We start from the raw sequence: 19,568 nt of genomic DNA, 5'->3' as shown, positions 1-19,568 counted from the left end.
TTGCTTCGGTTGTGAAGCAAAATGAAATGGTCGATTTTTTTGCCGATAATGGCTACGGTAACGCTGTTGCCGTGGTGCAACATCCGGCGGGTATTTACCATGATGGCATCACCTACGTTTGTTATCAAGGCCCTAAGGAAGACCCTTATGTAGCATCCTATAATCATGAAACCAAAGAGTGGAAAGGCCCATTTAAAGCAGGAGTAAGTGAAATGGGGAAAGACCCTACCCGTAAGAAAAAAATAGACAATCATGGTAAACCTTCAATACTTATTGATGACGAGGGCTATATCCACATTGCTTTTGGAGGTCATGGTGGTATGAGGAAACACGGCGAGAATCTTTTGGGAAACCATCATTATGGTAAAAATCTACATGCGGTATCTAAAAAGCCATTGGATATATCCAACTGGGAAACCTTGGATAACATTTCGCCCTTTGGCACCTATAATCAATGGATTAAAATGGACAATGGGAATATCTATTTGTTTTACCGTCACGGGGCGCATCGCAGTAATTGGGTATATCAACTATCAACCGACCACGGGCGCACCTTTTCTGAACCCGTTTCATTTCTAAAGCATAAAAGAAGAACGGATATTGAAGCAGAAGATTCCTGGTATCCATGGGTGACCCGGGGACTTGGCGATGACCTCATCGTCGCATTCGATTATCATATTTGTAGGGATAGAAATAACACACAAGACGAGCGTGGGCATATTCCGGAAAGGCATAATGTGTATTATATGGTGTTTAACACCAAAACAGGGGAATGGAAAAATGTAAGGAATGAACGGCTACCCATACCATTGACGAAAGAGGTGGCAGACGAAAAAACTTTGGTGGCCAATACCGGTAAAGATTGGACCTTTCAAGGTACAGCTAAGGTTGACGCCAATGGAAATCCGCATATTGGCATGACGATGGGGCCGGATGTTGGCAAAAATACCAGTGGCCCTAAACGAATGGGATATTTCAAATGGAATGGCAAGGAATGGATTCAAGCTCAAGATTCAGGTTTACCCGTTGGTAATGGGGATATGGAACTGACCCCTTCTAATGAAATACAATTTTATCTCGCCGAACAAATTGCTGGGGGAACAGGGGAAGTCGCCCTATGGGATGGCGGTGTGAACGGTGAAACCTTTCAAAAAACCAAAATTCTATTAACAAAGCCCAACGCCAATTTTGCCATTTCGGCCTTAATTGAAAACCCGCACCCCGACGCAAGACTGATAGTGGCTGAAAGAAAACCGGGTACCGATTATAGAAAAATGTATTTGTTGGGGGATAATGGCCCTATACCAAGAGTTAAGAAAGAGGCAAACGTACTGGAAAAATCAATAAAATAATGCCGTTATTTTATGTTAACTGTATTTACCACTATTAATATAATTTAGAATTAAATGAAATTTATAATAAGCCTAAACATCCTGTTCATTACCATTTGCACATGGGCCAATCAACCTTTATTGCAGAACAATTACTTAAGAAACGGACAAAGCTTGAATGGAAGGTGGCACTACATTGTGGATGTGTATGAAAGTGGGTACTTTAATTATAGAATGGAACCTCACGATGGCACCGAAAATCCTGGTTCCAGTGCTTTCTTTTTAAATAAAAAACCAAAAAATAAAACCGATAGGATCGAGTACGATTTTGATGCAGCGCCTACCATGAACGTTCCCGGTGATTGGAATTCACAAAAAGAAAAGCTGTTTTATTACGAAGGAACGGTTTGGTACAAAAAGTCCTTTAATGTAGAAAACTATGATGCCTCCAAACGGTATTATGTGCATTTTGGTGCAGTAAACTATAGGGCAGACGTCTATTTGAATGGCAAGAAACTAGGTGCGCATGTGGGTGGTTTTACACCTTTCAATTTTGAAATGACGCACCTTTTACAGGAAAAAGACAACTTTTTAATCGTTAAGGTCGATAACAAACGTGCGACAGATGAAGTGCCAACCTTGAGCACCGATTGGTGGAATTACGGGGGCATCACCAGGGATGTCACCATTTATGGACTGGAAGCCACGTTTATTGAGGATTATAAGATTCAACTGACCAAAAATAAGAACGATGAAGTTTCTGGATACATTCAATTAAATGGTGTGGATAAAGGAGCTCAAAATGTAAACATCACGATTCCAGAACTGAAAATAAATAAATCCTTTTTAACAGATAAAAACGGATTCGTTAGCGTGAGATTTCCTGTAAAACGTGTTACCTATTGGAGTGATACCAATCCAAAATTATACGAGGTAACTATTGCTATTGCAAAAGATAAAGTAACCGATAAAATCGGCTTTAGAACCATAGAAACAAAAGGCAAGGAGATTTTATTAAATGGTAAAAAGATTTTCCTGAAAGGTATTTCCATCCATGAAGAAAACGTGATGCGAGGTGGTAGGGCATGGTCCATGGAAGATGCCAAGGTATTGTTGGGTTGGGCCAAAGAATTGGGTTGTAATTATGTGCGTTTGGCGCACTATCCCCATAACGAAAACATGATTCGTTTAGCGGACCAAATGGGCATTTTGGTCTGGGAGGAAATTCCCGTCTATTGGACCATTCAATGGACGAATGCCGAAACCTACCAAAAGGCCGAAACACAGTTGACTGAGCTGATACAACGCGATAAAAATCGGGCCAGTTCCATTATTTGGTCCATGGCCAACGAAACGCCTACTTCTAAGGAGCGATTGACCTTTTTGACCAAATTGGCAACTAAGGCTAGAGCATTGGATGACACTCGCTTGATCAGTGCGGCTTTGGAGGACCATGGCAAGAAGGAGGACCAAAATATCATGATTGTTGAAGATGAATTTGCGGAGGTTGTGGATGTGTTGAGTTTTAATCAATATTACGGCTGGTACGGCGGGGAAATAGACAATATCAAAAACATCCGTTGGGAAATAGATATCGATAAACCCGTCATCATTTCAGAGTTTGGGGCGGGTGCCCTTCAGGGCTATCATGCCGATAATATGACGCGTTGGAGTGAGGAATTTCAGGAATTATTATATGAAGAGACCTTACCGACCTTGGCCAAGATTCCTGGAATAAGCGGCATTACACCCTGGACCTTGGTCGATTTCAGGTCGCCCAGAAGAACCTTGCTTCCCTACCAAGATGGATGGAACAGAAAAGGTTTGATATCAGAAACGGGAAACAAAAAAAAAGCCTTTTACACCTTAAAGGAATTTTATAAAAACATCGAATAACCCAGAGGAGAAACATGAAAAAGAAACTTGTAATACTAGCCGTTTTTGGTTTTTTGATAAGCTCTTGTAAAACCAAACCTTCACGGGGGTTGGGGATTTCCGAAGAACCTTCAAAGCCCAATATATTATTTATTTCAGTGGATGACTTGAACAACATGATTGGGCCAATCGACAACTTTTCAAATATAAAAACACCCAATTTTGATAGGCTGGCCAAAATGGGCGTAACCTTTACCAATGCTCATGTACAGGCGCCACTTTGTGGTCCTTCTAGAGCATCGATTATGACGGGTCTACGGCCATCAAATACTGGTATTTACGGAATGATTGACGATAATGAGATTCGAAGACTAGGAAATCCTGCTACTAAGGACATCACCTTTTTGCCAGAATATTTTGGAAATAATGGATACCATACCATGGGTATAGGGAAGTTATTCCATAACCATGCGCCCGATAGTATGTTTCACGAATCTGGTGGTAGGGTGCCAGGCTTTGGTCCGGTACCTGAAAAGCGATTTGTTTGGGATGGATTTGGAAAAGGTATCAAAGGTGTTCATGGCAGAACAAGTACAGATTGGGGTGCTTTTCCAGAGAATGATACTTTGATGCCAGACCATGATTCTGCCAATTGGGCCATTGAGCGCTTACAAAGAGATTATGATAAACCCTTCTTTTTAGGACTAGGGTTTTTACGGGTTCATGTGCCTTTATATGTACCTCAAAAGTGGTTTGATTTATATCCATTGGAAGCCATTGAAACACCGCCCTACCGAGCAGACGATTTAAATGATATTCCTGATGTGGGCTTGCAGATAAACGATTTGCCCATGATGCCAACTACCCAATGGGCCAAGGAAACTGGTAATTGGAAAAAAATTGTTCAGGCATATTTAGCTTGTATAAGTTATGTAGATAATGAATTAGGTCGTGTTTTAGATGCCTTGGAAAGTAGTAATTATGCTGATAATACAATTATAGTATTATGGTCTGACCATGGATACCGTTTAGGAGAAAAAGAAACCTTTGCAAAACATGGTTTGTGGGAGACGGCTACTAAAGCACCTCTAATTTTTGCAGCCCCAAATTTGCCTAAAGGGAAGAAGATAGACCTTCCTGTAGAAATGTTATCTATTTACCCAACACTTTTAGAGTTAAGTGGGCTTACCGCATATGATAGAAATGAAGGTAAAAGCTTAGTTCCAATGATGAATAAAGATGCAGACGTTGAGGAATCTTATGCCTTAACAACCTATGGTATGAACAATCATGCGGTACGAACCCATCAATTTAGATATATTCAGTATGAGGATGGTACAGAAGAGTTGTACGACCATAGCAAAGACCCCAATGAATGGGAAAATGTTGCAGGTAACGATGAATATAATGACAAAATCAAAGAATTGAAGAAGCTGCTACCTGATCACAATGCCCAATGGGATGAAAAATCCATGTATAAATTCCAGCCTTATTTTGTAGAGCAAAAAGCGAGAACAAGTTTAAATAAATAAACCAATTTAGAATTGGGTTTAATGAAAGCAATCCTCATCTGTATCGCGGTAATGGTTGTTGTGATGAGCTGTAAAAACAACCAAGCGTTGGTCTCGGAAAAAGCTAGTAATCGTGGAGAATGGAATTTGACATTTTATGATGACTGTACCAAAGATTGGTCAAAACTTTGGTTTTTGGACGGTCTTAAAGCCAGCGTGGAAAACTCCGATAGCGGAATGCATTTTAAAGCGGGACCCGAGGCTGAAAATGATGCGCACCATGCCGTTTTATGGACCAAAGAATCCTATTCCGGGGATTTAAAAATAAAGTTCGATTACACCAGGACGGATACGGCCAATAAATACGTGAATATCCTATATATACAAGCTACCGGTGATGGGGAAGGTGATTATGTAGAAGATATTTATCAATGGAAAAACAAGCGAGAAGTACCGGCGATGCGTAAATATTTTGAGAATTTGGATGTATTTCATATCAGTTTTGCGGCTTTTGGAAACACCGGGGATGGTTTTCATTACGTAAGGGCAAGAAGATATCCCAAGATGGAAGATCAATCCTTCAAGAACACCCAAATTGCTCCGTCTTATGATATGCAGGGTTTTTTTGAAACTGGCAAGACCTATCACATTACGGCCATCAAAACTACTGAAAAACTTAGTTTTAAAATGGAGCATGATGGAAAGGAACAATATTTTGAATGGGATATTTCTGATATAGCGCCCATTAATATCGGCAGAATAGGACTTCGGCATATGTATACCCGTTCTGCGCGATACAGTAATTTCAAGATTTACACGAAGTAATTACTGCAAAGATTTACTAAAAATTTTATTAACCACGTGGTTTATCTTGTAATCAAGATTTTAGTACCATCGCTTCAAATTCACTAAAATAAGCCTTTGACTTTTGTATTAGTTCGATATTTACCTGGAGACATTCCCGTTTTTTTTTTAAAAATCCGGTTAAAATAAAAATCACTTTCAAAGCCCAACTCAAAGGCTATTTCCTTTTGGGTTTTGTTGGTGGCTAAGAGAAGTTCTTTTGCCTTTTCAATCTTTAAACTTAAAAAATATTGTAGAGGGGATACTCCGGTCTGTTTCTTGAAATCCAATCGAAACTTAGAATAGCTTACCCCTAACTGCTTGGCAATTTCTTTAAGCTCAATATTGGAATCAATACGATTGTACATAATGGACTTTACTCGGTTAATCATAGTGTTCATGTCCGCTATGTTTGATCCCCCTGTCTTTAGATTATATAATTCGGCCATGAGCTGTAAACAGAGGGCGGAGGCTGTTCGTTGAAAACCAAAGTCTTCCCTTTCAAATAGCAAAAAGAGCCTATCAAATAGGGTTAAAATTTGAGCTTGGTTAGCGTTGGAAATTATAGGATCTTCCGGGCTAAAAAATCCATTGGTAATGAACTGCTTAGCTATAGTTCCGGAAAATCCTATCCATCGTTCTGTCCAGCCTTTATTTTTCTTTGGCTTATAACGGTGCCAAACTCCAGGAAAGAGCAAGAATACATCTCCATCCATAAGCCTAATTTTTCCTGTAGGTCTACTTTCAAATTCTCCTTCGCCTTGGGTAATCAACACCAAATGGAATTCGTCTAAAACCCGGCCGTTTTCCCAAGCAAACATATAAGAATCGGGGTGGTCTGTACTTGGGTAATTGGAGTATGCTGGGATTTCGGTCCGTCCCAAATTGTTGATGTAGAATCCCCATGCCTTGTCCCGATCAAAGACCATCAAATATTTTTTATAGCTATTTTTCATATCATTTTGTGCAATAAAAATATCAAATTGTCAATTGGTATTGGTTTTATATTTCTAGAAATTGTAGGAAATATGGAAATAAAGGGCGGATTTATTGTAAAAAATTTAAATCATCCCTCATAATGTGATTAGTTTGTCAATTAAGAAATCGAACACAACCTTAAAATAAAGAAACAGAATATGCTATCAGTATTCGATAAAGTAAATAACTTTCAATCCTAGACGACATGAAAACTTTGAAATTCTCTTATCTCATACTATTGATGATTCTGGGCAGTTGCACCTCTGAGTCTGGGGTTGCCGTTGCAGATTTAAGATGTGAGTACCGTGAGAATCCTTTGGGGGTTGATAATACCACACCTCGATTTAGCTGGAAACTATTAAAGGACAATTTTGCCAGGGGTGAAAAACAAACGGCTTATCAAATTTTACTGTCAACGGATTTTGAGGATGAAAAGGCCTTGGTTTGGGATTCTGGAAAAGTGATGGAAGACCAATCGGTAAATGTACGGTATAGAGGAGAGGAACTGGCATCGAGTAAAAAGTATTTCTGGAAGGTTAAGATTTGGGATGCAAAAGGTCAGACTTCGGATTGGAGCGAGGTTGCCCATTTTTCGATGGGACTCCTACAAGCTGCAGACTGGAAAGGCGAATGGATACACAAGAAAGACCAAAAGAAAATAGACCATAACTGGTACCGAAAAACCTTTGAACTTTCAGAAGAGGCGGAATCAGCCTTTGTCTATGTAGGCTCTTTTGGCTACCATGAACTTTATGTAAATGGTGAGAAGATTACTGAAAATGTGATGAATCCTGTTTCCTCCTACATGAAAAAACGGATTCCGTATTTGACCTATGATATAGCAGATGTACTTCAAGAAGGAAAAAACGTCATTGCAGTTTGGCATGCCGCCGGCTGGTCAAGGTGGGATAGGATTACGGAATACAGAAATCCGCCTTTTGTGTTCAAGGCCCAAGCTGAAATAAAGACCCCAAACGATGCCTTGGTGCTAGGAACGGATGAAACTTGGAAATGCAAAAAGAGCCATAGTGAATATTATGGCGATTGGGATATTTTGGATTTTGGTGGCGAAACCATCGACGATAGAAAAAAGGAAGACGACTGGAATACGCTTGCCTACGATGATAGTGACTGGATGAATGCCAGTATTTACAATCATGAAGCATTGAATGCCTCTTTGGATGAAATCAATGAAGATGTTGAGGTTTTGGAAGATATATTAATTGGTAAGGGCAAATTTAAAAATAGGCGATTTACCCCCATAACTGCTGAACTGAGTTCTCAAATGGTAGAGCCCCAAGTACGATTCAAAGAAGTTAAACCTATTGGTGTGGCCAAAAATGAAGACGGCACTTACCGAATTGATATGGGGGAAAATTATACCGGTTTTTTTGAGATGGAATTGTACAATGGGGTTGAGGGCGATTCCATCTTGTTTGAAATCAGCGACCGAGAAGAGGTCACTTCCAACTGGAAACAAAAGAGCAAATACATTTATGGAGCGTCAGGTGAAGGCAAATTTGAAAATCGATTCAATGTAGCTGGCGGTCGTTGGGTGACCGTTTACGGCCTTGGATACGAACCGAAACTAAAAGACATTAAAGGCTATGTGGTCACCAACGACCGCAAACAAATCAGTTCGTTTGAATCGTCTAACTCGCAACTGAATCAAATTTATCAAGTTAATTTGGACACCTATATTGCCAATACCATGGATGGCATTTTGGTAGACTGCCCCCATCGAGAGCGTCGGGGTTGGGGCGAGGTGACCGTCGCTGCGATGTACGGTGATGCGTTGCCCAATTTTGAGAGTGGCGCCTATATGGACCAATACCTACAATACACAAGGGATGCCCAACTACCTGATGGACAAATACGGGCCATCATCAATGAAAACGACCGACCCTTTTTAATGTGGAAGGCCAATAATCCCTTGACCGTTTGGGAAACCTATAAAATGTTGGGCGATAAAAAAGTGCTTGAGGATAACTATGAGTCCATGCAAAAATGGATGAAGTGGATGTACGAGAATTCTGATTACAAAAATGGAGGTCCGCTCATTGCTGGAGAACGCGGGGCAAGGGCATTCCCCGGATTGGGAGATTGGTGTACGCCACGGGGTAATTTTTGGACGAGCAGCAACTCTCCCAATGCCTTGCACTTTAACAATAGTATTTATGCCTATATGTTGGATAATGCCGTGAAAATCGCATCTGCCTTAGGCAAGGAAGAAGATGTGGCTATTTATTCCAATAGACTTGAAGTGCAGCGCAAAGCCACGCATCAAATGTCGTATGACCCTGAAACAGGAAAATATGTAAATGGCCAACAGGTGAATCAGGCCTTTGCCTTATTGGCCGGAGTGACCCCAGAATCTGAAAAGAAAAAAGTCTACGATAATTTGGTGGACAATATCCTGTATAAATACCCTTATTATGATACCGGAAGCTCTGGGCAGGCCTTGTACACGCGCTATTTTTTGGAATCCGGTGAACGTATGGACCTTATTTACGAGTTGCTTAAAGATAAGCACCACCCCAGTTACGGCTACTTTTTAGAGCAGGGCAAAACGGTTTGGCCGGAGCGTTGGTCGGCGGTAGGGGTCAGTCAAATCCATACCTGTTACACGGGTATTGGGGGTTATTTTATCAAAGGTTTTGGTGGCATCAGACCGCAACCAGAACATCCGGGGATGCAACAGATGATGATAAAACCCGCTGTGGTCAGCGATTTGGAATTTGCAAATACGGCCTACGAATCTATGTATGGAAGCGTGGTGGTGAATTGGAAAAAAATTGGTGAGGGTGCTTCTTTTCATATAGAAGTTCCTATGAATACGGCAGCTAAAATTTACTTGCCCGGGAATTCCAAAGCAGCTATCAAAGAAAATGGAATTCTGGCAGAAAACGCTGAAGGCTTACAATTCGCAGGAATGGAAGCCAACGATGCTGTGGGTAACTATGTGATTTTTGATGCGGTTTCAGGGCGCTATGATTTTGAAGTGGAGGAGTTGCCAAAAACATCGTTTCCCCCACCGTTGGGTACTACCGAAAATTTAGCACAATTGGGGAGAATAAGCGCATCATCCATGTATATCGAAACAGAAAAATTGCCTGGTTTTGAGGCCTTTAAGGCCAATGATTCCAACGATGAAACCCGCTGGCTAGCCGCGGAAGCAGATAATCAGTATTTGGAAGTCGCTTGGATTACACCCCAAACCTTTAGCACGATTGAAGTGGATGAGGTGGGCAACGCCATCAAGGACTATAAAATCCAGATTTGGAACCAAGGTACTTGGCAGGATGTAGCAATTACCAGCATCAGAGGAGCAACGAAAAAGCACAATTTCGAAAAGGCAACGACGACTAAGTGTCGGGTTTTAATTGAAGATGCCTCTGCGCCACCATCCATTTCAGAAATCAGGATATTTTAATCGGCATTCCATGAATAATAGAAGAAAATTCATTAAAAATGTGTCAGCTCTCGGAATTGCTGGCGCAACCTATCCGTTACTGAGTTCTTGTTTGGATAAAAGCAAAACAACACCACTGGATGAAAAAATAACCAAAATTGAGTTGTACCGATACGACATTAATATCCCAAGATATTTCTCCTTCGGCACCTGGTATAATCGCCAGCATTTGTTCATGAAATTAACTGCAGGAGACTTTTACGGTTGGTCCGAAATTCCCGCCTCCAGAAATGAACCAGAATTGCAACCCGTCAGTTGGGTAAACTATGTAAAGCAATTTAAGGGACTGACCGTTTCATCGGCCCAAAAATTATTGGAATCACAACAAGTGCCCAATAGTAAAACATCCTTAAAGGAAATGGAATTGATGGATGTGGCCCTCTTGGATGTTGCAGGACGTTTGCAAGAAAAACCTGTGGTCGAACTGCTTGATTTACCCTATCGTGATGCCGTACCTGGCCTTTATTGTATTCTGTATAAGGATGAGGAGGAAGTGCGCAAAGAAGCAGAAAAAAGTCTGGAACAAAACCTAGGCCATCATCTCAAATTCAAGATGTACGGTGAGCAGGAGCTGGACCTAAAATTATTGAAGACCATTCGAGGGGTGTTGGGGGATGAATCGGTGGTCATCTCCGATGTCAATAGTGGTTATAAAAACTGGAATTCTTTGGAAGAATTGGCCGATATCATCAACGTTTTTAAGGAAAACGGTTTAAATGCCATCGAAGACCCTGCTGAAATGAGCAATGAGCAATGGGCAACATTGCAAGGGATGGTAGGTGAACTCTCTTTAATTCCTGATAAACCCATGCGCCCTTCTTGGAAGGGTATGGAGACGATTCGGCCCGATATGGGGCGAATTTTCAATATGCACCCGTCTACCATGGGCAGTTTTAAACAAACGGCTTTACTGGCCAATAGAATTCGTGAAGTTGGAGGCAAAATTATGGTGGGGGACGATAGTTTGGTAGGTCCGGCCTGTTCGGCTTGGCAGCAATTGGCCATTGGTGTTGGCGCCGATTGGGTAGAGGCCATTGAGAAAAAAGAAGACTCCGCCTTGTATATGGATTGTATTATAAAATCACCCACTAAAAAACTATCCAATGGCTATTATGCCTTGGAGGAAGCCCCTGGTTTTGGGTTGGTTTTGGATGAGGAACGATTACAAAATGAATGTGGGCTTTACATTGAGGTCTAACCAAAAAAGTAATTATGAATACAACTAAAGTTGGATTATTCGGAATAGGGTTGGATACCTATTGGCCCCAATTTGAGGGTTTATTAGAACGTTTGCAAGGCTACCAGAAGCAAATTGCGGAAAGAATTCAGGGTTTTGGCGCGGAGGTGGTCAATGTAGGCTTGGTGGATTCTCCTGAAACGGCACGGGAAGTAGCAACTTCGCTCAAAAAAGAGGATATCGACATGCTATTTTTATATGTTTCCACCTATGCCTTGTCCTCAACGGTGTTACCCGCAGTACAAAAGCTAAAATGCCCAATAATTATCTTGAATATTCAACCTGTGGCGGCTATTGATTACGAAAGTTTCAATGCCCTTGGGGATAGGGGAAAAATGACGGGTGAATGGCTGGCCCATTGCCAAGCCTGCTCGGTTCCTGAATTGGCCAATGTTTTCAATCGCTCAGGAATTGATTACCAATTTGTAACCGGATACTTAGACGAGCCTGGCGTCTGGGAGGAACTACAAGATTGGATAGATGCTGCACATGTAGCCAAGGTGATGCGCAACAATCGACTGGGAGTTTTGGGACATTATTATGGCGGCATGTTAGATGTGTATTCCGATTTGACCAAGCAATCCACAGCCTTCGGAACCCACATAGAGATTCTTGAAATGTGCGAGGTCAAAAAATACCGTGATGCCGTTACCGATGAGGAAATCGAAGAAAAAATCGCTGAATTTAAAAATACCTTTGAAGTCGTTGCTGCCTGCGAACAGGAAGAACTGGTGCGAGCGGCAAAGACCTCGATAGCCTTGGATACGCTTGTGGCGCAACATAAATTGGGTTCCATGGCCTATTATTATGAAGGGGAAAGCGGCAACGATTATGAAGATATTGTCACCTCGGTCATTGCAGGAAATACGCTGTTAACGGGCAAAAATGTACCCGTTGCTGGTGAGTACGAAGTCAAAAACGCCCAAGCCATGAAAATTATGGATGCCTTTGGTGTCGGCGGTTCGTTCTCAGAGTTTTATGCGATGGATTTTAATGATGATATCGTAATGCTCGGTCACGATGGTCCTGCCCATTTTGCCATCGCTGAGGGCAAAGTGCAATTGGTGCCCTTACCCGTTTATCATGGTAAACCCGGAAAGGGGTTATCCATTCAGATGACGGTCAAACATGGTCTGGTAACCCTGTTATCGGTTGTTGAGGGCAAGGATGATATTTTTCTTTTGGTAGCCGAAGGGGAATCCGTTCCTGGACCTGTATTGCATATTGGTAATACCAACAGTCGATATCGTTTTTCCATTGGTGCAAGAGAATTTATGAACGAGTGGTCCAGACAGGGGCCTTCGCATCATTGCGCAATAGGCATCGGGCATATCGCGGATAAAATTGACAAGCTGGGCAACTTGTTGAATTTGAGGGTGGTTCGTATTTGTTAAGATAGAACCAGCGAAGCAGGGTTGGGCAAGATAATCAGCACGCCAGAGATGACGTTGTGCTTGCTTTTTTAGCCACGCCATTTCATCTAATTGCCACACAATAGATTAATAGTCAGAATATTAATCTACTTCTGAAAAATCTACCAGCGAATACCGTTGCCTAATTTACTTCCCAATGGTATAGTGCCTATCTCCAAAATATTAGTATAGTACAGGATAGTCTTAAGAAAACATTAAGATAATTTTAGCAAAAACCTCACAATATGAATAAAATTACTTTTAAATCATTGTTATTTAGTTGTTTGGCATTCTTTTCGATTGCTTTAGCAGCACAAGATGCGCCACCCTCTGATGGTGTTTTTAGATTGCAAAATGTAGCAACTGGTGAATTCTTAACTACAGCACCTGGCAGTACCCAACCGGTTACCATGTCCGCTACTGGGGAAGCTCAAAATACCTATTGGTCTTTTGTGGAAAGTGCTAGCGGAAGTGGAATATATAATATAGATAGTGAAAGTACCTCTGGTGGTACTGGAATACTTCGTGCAACAGGGGCTAACTTTTCAGCAGGGGCCTATGCCATTGTAAGTACGTTAAAGGCTCCGCCGGCAGCCGATACAGATAAGGTGTGGACAATCGCTTACAACGCCACAGAGGACACTTATAGATTTGGGTCAAATACAACAGGAAGATTTTTGTATCAAAATGAAGATGGAACGGTAACCCATTCTCAAGCCGATGCAACCGATAATCGAAGCAATTGGAAACTGATTCCGCTGCTGCAAATTCCGCTGGAAACAACACTTACATTTCAAAATGTGGAAACCGGGGAATTCTTAACCACCGCAGCAGGAAGTAATCAACCTGTTACCATGTCGGCTTCTGGAGAAGCTGAAAACACACATTGGGCACTTGTAGAAAGTGGAGACTTTTTTAACATAGATAGTGAAAGTGCCTCTGGTGGCACGGGAATACTACGTGCACCAGGTGCTGGTAGTTCTGCAGGCCCTTATGTGGTTTTAAGTACCTTAAAGGCTCCACCGGCGGCCGATACCGACAAAACGTGGTCCATTGAATATAATGTTTCAACCGATACCTACAGATTCGGTTCTAGAACCTCCGGTAGATTTTTATATCAGAATGCAGATGGAACTGTTACCCATTCCGTTGTTGAAGCTACCGACAACCGAAGTAATTGGAGACTTATTCCCGTTGGAGGAAGCTCTGCAGAAGTAGCTCCAGATGAAGATACCAATCCAGATTTGTCGTGTTCAGGTGAATTCGACAACAACAATACGCGAAATTTTGACATTCCAAACGCCGTTAATGTAGGAACAGTTGATGATAGAAGCTGCTATGCTGACTATTCTGAAGTTGATTTATATGGCAAAACCTGGGGTGTATATAATATTACGGACGGCTCTAACCACATTGATGCACCCAATACCTTACAACCTAGAATAGAACGTTCGTTATCCAGGTCACAAGAAACCGGAGTAGGGAGTTTTGCAAAATTCACGGGAATTGTAAGAATTCTTGAAGTAGGCGATGCAGGTTCTTTCAACCAAGACGGAAGCTACCTAATACAAGCCAAAGGAAAACACTCAGGCGGCGGTGGTTCTGCAGACCCAGCTATCTGTTTGTATTTGGCAAAGCCCGTTTATGGCACTGGTGACGATGCAGATAAGCAAGTGGCCTTTGATATTTATGCGGAACGTATTCTGGAACGAGGCGGATCTGGTAGTGGTCGAGAAGTAGTATTTTTAAAACGTGTAGCGAAGAATGCGGAAATTGATTTTAAGTTGGAAATTGGTTTCAGGGAAGATCCAAACGATGCTTCGAAGAAGATACATTATTGTGATGCCGTTATCGATGGCGAAGCCTTTAATTTTAATATTCCTGACCCCGAAAGAGGGCTCCAATCCGGTATCAGATATGGTGCCTATCGTGTAAGAGGGGGTAGGGCTCAAATAAGATGGGCAGAGACCACCTATGAAAAAGCGGAAGTTGTCGACAATTCAGGCCCAACATTTGGCGATGACGTTGTTGTATTACGAAATGTAGAAACGGGAGAATTCTTGACCGCTGCGGCAGTAAGCGCGCAACCCGTTACCATGTCAGTTTCAGGAGGAGCAGAAAATACGCAATGGACGTTTGTCAAAAGTGGGTCCTATTATAATATCGATAGTGAAAGTGCAACCGGTGGAACCGGAATTCTGCGCGCACCAGGTGCCGGAGGCCCAGGTGGTCCGTATGTGGTTTTAAGTACCACAAAAGAACCGCCAGCAGGCGATACCGATAAGACGTGGATTATAAATTATGACGAAACTACGGATACGTATCGCTTTGAATCCAGAACCTCTGGCCGATTTCTGTATCAAAATGAAGATGGAACGGTAACCCATAGTAAAGTTCCTGATACGGATAACAGAAGCGTATGGCAGGCCATTCCAGTAGGGGAATCTTTGCAATCGGAGGTAGTTGCTACAAATGTGAGCTGCGCTGGCGCAGATGACGGTACGGCCAGTGTGTCGGTTACTGGGGGAATAGCCCCTTATACCTATGAATGGAGTTCCGGTGAAACAACGGAAACGATTAGCAACCTTGCGGCAGGTATTTATTCCGTAACGGTTACCGATGCTTTGAACGCAACCACCGTAGCAAGTATCGAAATTACAGCACCCGATGAAATAGTTGTTATGGTCACTGATAAGATGACCCTGTACAAAGGATATGAAGAAAACCAATGTGCAACCATCGGAGTAACAGCGGTCTCAGGAGGAGAAGGGCCTTATACGTATGAATGGAGTACCAGCGAAACAACCGAAATGATAGAAGCATGTCCTGATAGCACACAGACCTACACTGTAACGGTAACTGACGCTAAGGGTTGTGAGACCAGCGCAGAAATTACGGTTGAGGTGATTGATGTGAGCTGTGGCAACAATTCTAGACGTCCAAGAGTACAGGTATGTTTTAGGGGCGTAAGTTTATGCGTTCCCAAAATTGTGGCAGAAAGGCTTTTGGCAAGAGGAGCCAGTTTGGGCAGCTGCGATGATGTACCACCAGTGGAGCTGGATATTACCGTCTCCCCCAATCCTTTTACAAACCATACCAACATCCATTTTTCAGTACCTACGACAAAAAATTATAGAGTAATTATGTACAATAATAACGGTCGTATAGTTTACCGTACACTAATTCCTAAAAACACTACTGAAAAAAGGCTTACAGTGAATTACCTTAGAAAGGGTATTTATTTCATAAATATTTTTGATAGAGGCACCAAGATAGAGAGCATCAAGGTGATCAAGAACTAATATAAGAGAAGTAAAGCTTAAAAAAAACAAGGGCCGGCGATATGCCGGCCTTTGTTTTTATTGTACCATAGGCGTAGGGCATATCTTGAATAAAATTGAAAAACTGTTAAAGCTTCCTGTAGTTCAGGTTTGTTAAGATAGAACCAGCCAAGCAGGACGTAGCAGGATAGTCTGAGCAATTCCAAATTGTATTTTCAGGGATTAAGAAATAAAGATTTAAGGTTTCCAATCGCTCAAGCATTCTCTTAAAATGAAAAAAATCCTCGTATACCTATTAACATGTTGTCTCTTAACCGCTTCATGTCAAGATAAGAACCAGAAAAAAGAAGTAAGTCAGCCGAACAAACCCAAGAATATCCTATTTATAGCGGTCGATGATTTACGACCTGAACTGAATTTTTACGGGGCAGACCAGATATCATCTCCAAACTTGGATAAACTCGCCGCAGAGAGCATGGTCTTTAATAGGGCCTATTGCAATGTTCCCGTATGTGGTGCATCAAGGGCAAGTCTACTTACGGGTACCAGACCCACACGTTACCGATTTTTAGACGCCCCAACCCAGAAAGATGTAGATTACCCTGAGGCAGTCTCCTTGCCACTGTTATTGAAACAGAATGGCTATACGACCATATCCAACGGAAAAATCTACCACAATGGTAAAGATGATAGAGCCGCGTGGGATTCCAGATGGTTTCCCAAAGGCAATGTTAGGGACTATCAATTGCCCAATAATGCAAAAGAAGCTTTGGAAACCAATTATGGACCGGCTTTTGAAGCTATTGAAACAGCCGACAGCACCTATTTTGACGGTAAAATTGCCCAAAAAGGCATTGAAGATTTAAGACAATTGAAGGATGTGGACCAACCATTTTTTCTTGCCCTGGGTTTTATGAAACCCCATTTGCCTTTTAATGCCCCCAAGAAATATTGGGATTTATACGATAGAAGCAGAATTGAATTGCCCGATAATTATGTTCAGCCCGAAAACACGCCAAAAGAGGCATTCCATAGATTCGGTGAACTAAGAAAATACAGCAATGCACCCAATGAAGGTGAGGTTTCGGAAGATTTGGCCAAAGAACTTATCCATGGATACTACGCCTGTGTAAGTTATGTGGATGCCCAGATTGGCTTGGTGCTCGATGAATTGAGGCGTTTGAAACTTCAAGATGATACCATTGTCATACTATGGGGTGATCATGGATGGAATTTGGGAGACCACAAATTGTGGTGTAAGCACGTAACTTTTGAAAGCTCCCTTAGAACCCCTTTGATGATAAAGGTACCGGGTACAACCAGTGGGCAAACCACTGATGCCATAACGGAATATATCGACATTTATCCAAGTTTAGCGGAATTGGTTGGATTGGAAGTTCCCAAGACCGTACAAGGACAAAGTTTTGTGCCGCTTTTAAATGGGGAACCACAAGAAAAAGATTGGGCAGTAGCTAAATTTAAGGATGCCGTGACCTTAATTAAAGGGGATTTGTTTTATACCGAATGGACAAAAGATGATGGAGTTGCCTATGCCCGTATGTTGTTCGACCATAAAACGGACCCTTTGGAATTGAGTAATCTGGCAGAACTTCCGGAATATCAAGAAACGGTAAGCCAACTGGCGGAAGAATTAAGGGAGAAATGGGGGGAGGATTTTCTACAAAAAAATTAAAATTCCAACTACAACAAAAACACAAACACATGAATAACAATTTTTACAATTGCATCTCATGGAGAGCCTACCAATTTTTACTGATTTCTTTATGTTTTTTATTTAGTGGCCCTATTGTTACTTCACAAGAGCGTATGGCATCTTCAGACGAGAGGGAAGCTGAACTCCAGTTATCGAAAAACGGGAAAGAATTATTGTTAGAAGGCTATATTCCGAAAGGGATTACCGAATTCGAAATTCGAATTGAATCCGATAGAAACCATCCTGTCTCCAGCGCCCGTGAAATTTATCGGGATGACCCAAATCCTGAGTGGGCGGCCAAAAATTTTCAAAAGTCCCCTCTGGACACCAGATACCCGGTGGTGGATGTTGCATTGGAACTGGGTATGGATGGGGTCTGTGTTTTTGAGGAGGAGCCAACAGGCGATTATATCTTCGGAGGGCCTTATTTCAGGGATAGTTCACCTTTGAAAAAGGAAATCATTTTACCGTCACATAAATTGGAGCACTGGGAGAACTCCCTTATGCTCGACCATACCACTCCAAAAATTGAGAAGGTTTATTTGCGAAAAACCTTTCCGGTTATTCTCAGGGAATTTACACATAGCTTCCGCCTTTTATCAGAAGACTGGTCGGGTAGGGTGAGCCTTGTGGTCTACAATGATGATAAGGCTACGGAAATCGCTTCCGCTCAAATAGAAAAAACCCCAATAGTATCCAAAAAAGCTATGGAGTTGGAAAAAATGAAGGGCGGACCCGTATCCCGGGAACGACTCATTGCGGCATTGGATTTGGTGATAGCGGATGGACTTCGTAGACAAAACAATAATCCTGCCAGTCCCACCTACGGCAGCCTTTTTGCCTTTTACGATGTTGAGGCAAAACTGCACCGGACCAGTTATTGGAATTGGGCTAGCACCCAATATGTAAAAATGGTGCTTGACGCCATACACGTGCCGGAAATCCAAAAATTATACAACAAGGAGGAGTTGATAGCGTCCGCTGACAAGATTGGGCGTAATATTCTTAAGTATCAAGTAAAGGAAGAAGGACACCCAAGTGAGGGGTCTTTTTTGGTCATCTGGATGCGTAGGTTTCATTCCTACGCAAAATGGATAGGTACTTCAGATTCTGGTGTTATGGTTCGTTGGGCGTTAATGCCATTGTACGAAGCTACGGGAGACAGTACCTATTTAGAAGCTTCTAAATATTGGGCCGTCAAAAAAGCAGAAATGCTTGATGATTTTGATGTGCTCCCACACTTTTACCGCTATGATGAAGATTTGTTTAACGCAAAAATACTCGATGAGACCGGATGGGACCCCGAAGGGCATGCCGCCCTTTATGAGGTGACCAGGGAAAATCAATTTCGTGAGAGTGGTAAAAAATTTATGGATAAACACATGAAGGTTTTTCAACGGGAGGATGGCCTTTGGCATCGGGCATATGATTGGACCACCAAAGAAAATGTGGAAACCATGAGAATGACCCGCGGCTCAGGATGGGCCATGGAAGGTTTGTTGGCCATGAACAGAATGTATCCGGATACCATTTACCTACAATATGCCGAAAAAATGGCAAAACATCTTCAAGAAAACCAGAATGAGGATGGCTCTTGGTCCTTTATCTTTGATAAAGACCCACAAGAAGTAAGCGTTACGGAAAAGGGCACCCCCCTCTGGAGTTTATTGTTTTACCAACTTTATGAGGCAACGGGAAAGTCGGAATATTTACAGACCGCCCGTAAGGCACTTTCATGGTGTTTGGAGAATCAATACACAGGCCCAGATGTAGAAGCCATAGGAGGTTTGGTTGGCAGTACCTCACATTCCATGGTGGGCATCAGGGAGTACTTTCCTTCAAGTTGTGCCTATACCACGGGATTCTTTGGTATGGCGATTTTGGAGGAACTAAAAGTATTAGGTTCCCAGTAAT

The 19,568-nt window shown here is 42.1% G+C and carries 11 protein-coding genes; 10 read left to right on the top strand and 1 reads right to left on the bottom strand.

All coding sequences use genetic code 11. From position 1 onward, the window contains the following. The first annotated feature begins 11 nt into the window (after window positions 1-11). Genes FBT53_RS08555 through FBT53_RS08540 form a run of 4 tightly spaced genes read left to right on the top strand, consistent with a single transcriptional unit; the run spans window position 12 to window position 5,542 of the window. On the top strand, window positions 12-1,352 hold the full coding sequence (locus tag FBT53_RS08555) for a BNR-4 repeat-containing protein (protein ID WP_240729792.1): 1,341 nt from the start codon (window positions 12-14) through the stop codon (window positions 1,350-1,352). Window positions 1,353-1,406: 54 nt separating this feature from the next. Then, window positions 1,407-3,227: a glycoside hydrolase family 2 protein gene (locus FBT53_RS08550; protein ID WP_136950763.1), complete on the top strand. Its 1,821-nt coding sequence runs from the start codon at window positions 1,407-1,409 to the stop codon at window positions 3,225-3,227. Window positions 3,228-3,241: 14 nt separating this feature from the next. Next, window positions 3,242-4,738 (top strand): sulfatase, encoded by a 1,497-nt coding sequence (locus FBT53_RS08545; RefSeq protein WP_136950762.1) that lies wholly within the window; start codon window positions 3,242-3,244, stop codon window positions 4,736-4,738. 21 nt (window positions 4,739-4,759) lie between these two features. Beyond that, window positions 4,760-5,542, top strand: coding sequence for a DUF1961 family protein (locus tag FBT53_RS08540; protein WP_136950761.1), 783 nt, complete (start codon window positions 4,760-4,762; stop codon window positions 5,540-5,542). A gap of 83 nt (window positions 5,543-5,625) precedes the next feature. Here FBT53_RS08540 and FBT53_RS08535 read toward each other — a convergent pair whose 3' ends face one another. Next, the gene (locus tag FBT53_RS08535) at window positions 5,626-6,516 is read right to left on the bottom strand and encodes an AraC family transcriptional regulator (RefSeq protein ID WP_136950760.1); all 891 of its coding nucleotides are present in this window, start codon (window positions 6,514-6,516) and stop codon (window positions 5,626-5,628) included. Between the two features lie 227 nt (window positions 6,517-6,743). Here FBT53_RS08535 and FBT53_RS08530 point away from each other — a divergent pair, with 227 nt between their 5' ends. The 6 genes from FBT53_RS08530 to FBT53_RS08505 all read left to right on the top strand — a co-directional run bounded on the left by FBT53_RS08530 (window position 6,744) and on the right by FBT53_RS08505 (window position 19,567). Then, window positions 6,744-9,971, top strand: a complete 3,228-nt coding sequence (locus FBT53_RS08530; protein WP_136950759.1) for a family 78 glycoside hydrolase catalytic domain — start codon at window positions 6,744-6,746, stop codon at window positions 9,969-9,971. A gap of 10 nt (window positions 9,972-9,981) precedes the next feature. Further along, window positions 9,982-11,208 carry a mandelate racemase/muconate lactonizing enzyme family protein gene (locus tag FBT53_RS08525; protein WP_169630341.1) on the top strand — a complete coding sequence of 409 codons (1,227 nt, stop codon included), beginning with the start codon at window positions 9,982-9,984 and terminating at the stop codon, window positions 11,206-11,208. Between the two features lie 14 nt (window positions 11,209-11,222). Further along, window positions 11,223-12,641, top strand: coding sequence for an L-fucose/L-arabinose isomerase family protein (locus FBT53_RS08520; RefSeq protein ID WP_136950757.1), 1,419 nt, complete (start codon window positions 11,223-11,225; stop codon window positions 12,639-12,641). Window positions 12,642-12,904: 263 nt separating this feature from the next. Then, window positions 12,905-15,961 carry a T9SS type A sorting domain-containing protein gene (locus FBT53_RS08515; protein ID WP_136950756.1) on the top strand — a complete coding sequence of 1,019 codons (3,057 nt, stop codon included), beginning with the start codon at window positions 12,905-12,907 and terminating at the stop codon, window positions 15,959-15,961. 250 nt (window positions 15,962-16,211) lie between these two features. After that, window positions 16,212-17,633 carry a sulfatase gene (locus FBT53_RS08510; protein WP_136950755.1) on the top strand — a complete coding sequence of 474 codons (1,422 nt, stop codon included), beginning with the start codon at window positions 16,212-16,214 and terminating at the stop codon, window positions 17,631-17,633. Between the two features lie 362 nt (window positions 17,634-17,995). Next, window positions 17,996-19,567, top strand: coding sequence for a glycoside hydrolase family 88 protein (locus tag FBT53_RS08505; RefSeq protein WP_169630340.1), 1,572 nt, complete (start codon window positions 17,996-17,998; stop codon window positions 19,565-19,567). Window position 19,568 lies beyond the last annotated feature (1 nt).

Origin of the sequence: Flavobacterium sp. ASW18X (assembly GCF_005144745.1) — a bacterium.
Taxonomy (GTDB): domain Bacteria; phylum Bacteroidota; class Bacteroidia; order Flavobacteriales; family Flavobacteriaceae; genus Croceivirga.
Note: the sequence above shows the minus strand (reverse complement) of the source record. Positions and strands in the feature narration are given on the sequence as shown.